The organism is Nocardia sp. NPDC005978 (genome assembly GCF_040614455.1).
Taxonomy (GTDB): Bacteria; Actinomycetota; Actinomycetes; order Mycobacteriales; family Mycobacteriaceae; genus Nocardia.
This window is the reverse complement of record NZ_JBEXUS010000215.1, coordinates 1-4434: the sequence shown is the minus strand read 5'-3', so window position 1 is coordinate 4434 and position 4434 is coordinate 1. Positions and strand designations below refer to the sequence as shown.

Annotated in this window: 5 protein-coding genes; 3 read left to right on the top strand and 2 right to left on the bottom strand. The window is 72.8% G+C overall.

The annotated features are described in order from the left end of the window. Positions 1-179 precede the first annotated feature (179 nt). Together ABZ319_RS40070 and ABZ319_RS40065 are read right to left on the bottom strand one after the other, a co-directional pair. A complete protein-coding gene (locus ABZ319_RS40070; RefSeq protein ID WP_354991824.1) occupies positions 180-743 on the bottom strand; it encodes a copper chaperone PCu(A)C in 564 nt (187 codons plus the stop codon). 331 nt (positions 744-1074) lie between these two features. Then, positions 1075-1626, bottom strand: a complete 552-nt coding sequence (locus tag ABZ319_RS40065; RefSeq protein WP_354991823.1) for a hypothetical protein — start codon at positions 1624-1626, stop codon at positions 1075-1077. A gap of 143 nt (positions 1627-1769) precedes the next feature. On the opposite strand from ABZ319_RS40065, the gene ABZ319_RS40060 reads away from it, so the two are divergent. From ABZ319_RS40060 to ABZ319_RS40050, 3 genes are all read left to right on the top strand, one after another. Then, complete coding sequence (locus tag ABZ319_RS40060) at positions 1770-2459, top strand: response regulator transcription factor (protein WP_354991822.1); 690 nt, start codon at positions 1770-1772, stop codon at positions 2457-2459. Between the two features lie 259 nt (positions 2460-2718). Then, positions 2719-3645 carry a HAMP domain-containing sensor histidine kinase gene (locus ABZ319_RS40055; protein ID WP_354991825.1) on the top strand — a complete coding sequence of 309 codons (927 nt, stop codon included), beginning with the start codon at positions 2719-2721 and terminating at the stop codon, positions 3643-3645. Between the two features lie 128 nt (positions 3646-3773). Continuing rightward, positions 3774-4434 (top strand): hypothetical protein (locus tag ABZ319_RS40050; RefSeq protein ID WP_354991821.1); only part of this gene is annotated, 661 nt, incomplete at its 3' end.

The window sequence follows — 4434 nt, the reverse complement described above, 5'->3', positions numbered from 1 at the left end:
CCCCTAAAATTTAAATAAATAACCCGGAATCCGTTTTTTTGTTGATGGTGTCTGGATTTCAGTCGTGTTATCTGACTATCACCCCGCGTATTCCGGGGGCACCGGGGGCGCCCGCCACGGCAGCGCCGCCGCCGAGTAGTCGCCGCCGGGTGACCCGGCTCGGGTGCGGGGACGCGGGCTCAGCCACCGTGCGCGGGATTCTGCGCGGCGGGTGCGGGGTGCTCGCCGCCGCTGTAGTTCTCGTTGCCGCCGGCGAAGTCCCGCACCTGCGCGGACACCGTGGTCGTGGAACCGTCGGAGAAGATCAGCGTGATGGGGGTTTCCGCGCCGGTGCGCAGCGGCTGCTTCAGATCCATGAACATGAGATGGTCCGCGCCCGGCTTCAGGGTGATGGTGCCGTGCGCGGGAATGACGATCCCGCCCTCCTTGGGCCGCATGGTCTTGTCTCCGCCGGCGGCAGCGACGACTTCGTGGATCTCCACGCGCGCGGACACCGGGCTCGACGCGGCGACCAGATTGACCGGGGCGTCACCGGCATTGGTGAGGATGCCGAACGCCGCGGACATGCCGCTGTCGGCGGCCTTGATCCACTGGTCGTTGTAGCTGATCTCCTCGGCGGCCTTGCCGGTGACCGTCGAGGCCGAATCGCTGGAACAGGCGGTGGGCACGATCGCCAGCGCGGCGACGGCCGCGAGCAGGCCGAGACGACGGGCGCGCGGGGTGCGGGGCAGGGTGATGGACACGGGAATCTCCGATCGATGAGGGTGATGCGGAAGTCGTTCCGGGGCGGTCCCGCATGGGCGAGCCGGGCACGCGGCGCGCAGGCAACTCGACGCCGCGACGGAGTCGAGCGTCGAATCATCAAGCGCGGGCGTGCTATTCGCGATGCGGGGCCGATGCGTACAGCGGGTCTCGAGGTCCGCGTCCGTCATCGCCGCGCGAGGGCGAACAGCAAGCCCGGCAACGCTCGACTACGAGGGATGCGGCGAACGGTCCTGAGCATCGATGCCGCCGCGCCCGGGGGAGCGCTGACCGCGAGAGTCGCGGCCACCCACCCGGCACCGGCCGAGAGACTTACGCCGGAACGACGTGTGAGAACACGATCGGGCCCCGCGGCGGCCCGCGCCGCCCGATACCGGGACTCACCAGCAGACGGCGAACCACCGCCCGCTCATCGGCGCGAAACGCGCCCGCGACCCGCTCCGGCGGAGTGAGCACGCCCGCCAGCGCCACCATGAACCGGCGCGCGCTGGTGATCGCCCGCCGCAGCCCGACCTCGGCCGCCCCGATGAGCAACGCGCCCACCGGAATCGCCACCAGGTGCGCGGCCAGCATGAGCGGGGTCGCGCCGTGCTGGTGATGCCCGGGCGACATCGACAACGCCAGATGTCCGACGGCCTGACCGACCGCCAGCATTCCCATGGTCGCGGCCAGCACGTGCGCGGGCCGCAGCGCGGCGACCACGACCCCGATCAGCCCGCAGGCCGCCAGCAGCAGCGCCACCGCCGATCCGGCCGGGAGCGCGGTACCGCCGCCGAGGGCGTGCGCGAAGATCGCGACCGCCCCCGAGGTCGCCCCGACGGCGGCGCCGCGCAGGGGCGCGGTGTGATCCGTCGGTGAGCGCACCCGTCCATATTACGGCCGAGGGTGCGCTGACCGGCGCGCAGGCCGCGGTTGCGCCACCGGGGCCGCCCGGGGTGAGCGGCGTCTCCACAACATCTTCACAAGCGGGCCGAACCATCTCCACGCCCACTGCATAGGGTCACACCATGGAAGCGACCCAGCAGCGCACCGCGCGGCGCATTCTGGTGGTGGAGGACGAACCCACCATCGCCGAATCCATCGCCGCGCGCCTGCGGGCCGAAGGGTTCAGCGTCGATCTGGCCCACGACGGACCCGCCGCCGTGACCGCCGCCGAAGCCCTGGACCCGGACCTGGTGGTGCTCGATGTCATGCTGCCCGGCTTCGACGGCCTCGAAGTGTGCCGGCGCATCCAGGCCCGCCGCCCGCTGCCGGTGCTCATGCTCACCGCCCGCACCGACGAGACCGACATGCTCATCGGCCTCGGGGTCGGCGCGGACGACTACCTGACCAAGCCATTCTCCATGCGCGTGCTGACCGCCCGCGTCCACGCGCTGCTGCGCCGCGTGGAACGCACCGCCGCCCCGGGCGCCGCGATCGTGGTCGGGGACCTGCGCATCGACCTGGACCAGCGGCGCGTCTGGCGCGCCGACGCCGAAACCCAGCTCACCCCACTGGAATTCGAGCTCCTGGTCCACCTGGCCCGCCGCCCGCGCACCGTCCTGGCGCGCGAACGCCTGCTCTCGGAGGTGTGGGGCTGGGCCGACGCCTCGGGCACCCGCGCGGTGGACAGTCACATCAAGGCGCTCCGCCGCAAACTCGGGCCCGACCTCATCCGCACCGTGCACGGGGTCGGCTACGCGCTCGAGGCGCGATGAGCGCGGGGGAGTGGACGGCGCGGGTCGCGGCGGCACTGCACGACTGCCCCGATCGCCGGGATGGTTCCATAGGGGATGCGCGGGCGGGGAGGTCCGCGCGGCGCCGGGCGTACACGCACCCGACGCCACTGCGCTATCAGCGGGGGGACGCGTGAGCGACAGCGGGGAACGGGCACGGGTGTGGGCGGGACAGCTCGCCGCACGACTGCCCAGGCCATTGGATCGGGTGCGCTCGATCAAACTGAAACTGGCCATCCTCATGGTCGGCTCGGGAGCGGTGGCGTTCGGGTTCTTCGCCCTGCGCATCGGCTGGCTGCCCCCGCGCACCACCGCCGCGGCCGTCCTGCTGGCCCTGGCCACCTCGCAGGTCCTGGCGCACGGAATGACCATGCCGCTGCGGGAGATGACCGCCGCCGCCAAACACATGGCCCAGGGCGACTATTCACGCCGGGTCCGCGCCACCTCCCGCGACGAGGTCGGCGAACTCGCCGCCGCGTTCAACTCCATGGCCGCGGACCTGGCCGCGGCCGATCAGCAGCGCCGCGAGTTCATCGCCAACGTCTCCCACGAACTGCGCACCCCCATCACCGCCCTGGGCGCGGTGCTCGAGAACCTCGTCGACGGGGTCGCCGAACCCGACCCCGCGACCCTGCGCACCGCGCTCGCCCAGACCGAACGCCTGAGCCTGCTGGTCTCCGAACTGCTCGCCCTGTCCAGCATCGAAGCCGGAGCCGTCCGCCTGGACCGCGAACAGTTCCCGCTCGAGCCCCTGCTGAAAGAGGTTGTCGCCGAAGCGGAAGTGATGGCCGCCGCCGTGGATCGCCCCGTGCGCTTCACCATCGCCGCCACCCCCGGCCTGCTGGTCCGCGCCGACCGCGCCCGCCTGCACCAGGTGCTGCTCAACCTCGCCGACAACGCCACCCGGCACGGCCCCGCCCGCGGCGAGGTCCGCCTCGAAGCCCACACCCTGCGCGGGCACACCGTCATCGAGGTCGCCGACGACGGCCCCGGCATCCCACCCGCCGAACGCCCCCGCGTGTTCGAACGCTTCACCCGCGGCGGGCGCACCACCAGCGGCGGCACCGGCCTCGGCCTGGCCATCGCCCGCTGGATAGTCGACCTGCACGGCGGCACCATCGCCGTGGCCGCCCCCGGCTCCCGCATCCGCCTCACGCTGCCGGACTGACCGGCCCACCCGGAATCGCGACCCCGGGCCCCCAACCGGGCCACGGGCCCCGACGATCCGGCAAACGACCCTTTCCCACCCCCGGCCTCGAATACCGGGATCGATCCCGCACACCCACAGGAGGTTTCATGTCCACCGACAAACCCGCCCACCCCGGCGAATCCCCGCACCCGAAACCCGCTCCGGACATCGCCAGCGCCGGGGAGTCGCTGAGCGGTACCCCCGGCGCGACCTCGACCGGCCCCGCCGCGCCCGACGATGCGGACGTCGCCACCGGAAGCGCCGGTTCGGTACCCGGACCCGACACCACCGGGCCCACCGATGCGGACGCCCGCGCACGGAGCATCGGTCCGGTACTCGAGCACGAGACCACCGGGTCTGCCGGTGTGATCGAATCCAGGGCGATCGGCATCGCCGCGCACGACGATGCGGATGCCTCCGGCACCCGGAGCGCCGGTTCGGTACTCGCGCGCGAGACCACCGGGTCTGCTGAGGCGACCGGCCCCGCCGCGGCTGACGATGCGGATGCCTCCGCTACCCGGAGCGCCGGTTCGGTACCCGAGCACGAGACCGCCGGGGTCACCGACGCGGTCGAATCCACCGCGGCGATCGGCGTCGCCGCGGCTGCGGCCGACACGGGTGCGCTCGCAGCCGATCAGCGGATTCCCTCGATTCCCCCCGGCGTGGCCGCCACGGCCACCGCTTCGGGGGGGGGCGCCGGGGGGGGGGTGGGGGCGCCCCCCCGCCCGCGCGGGGATGTAGGGGGGGCGCCGGGGGGGGTGGGACTTT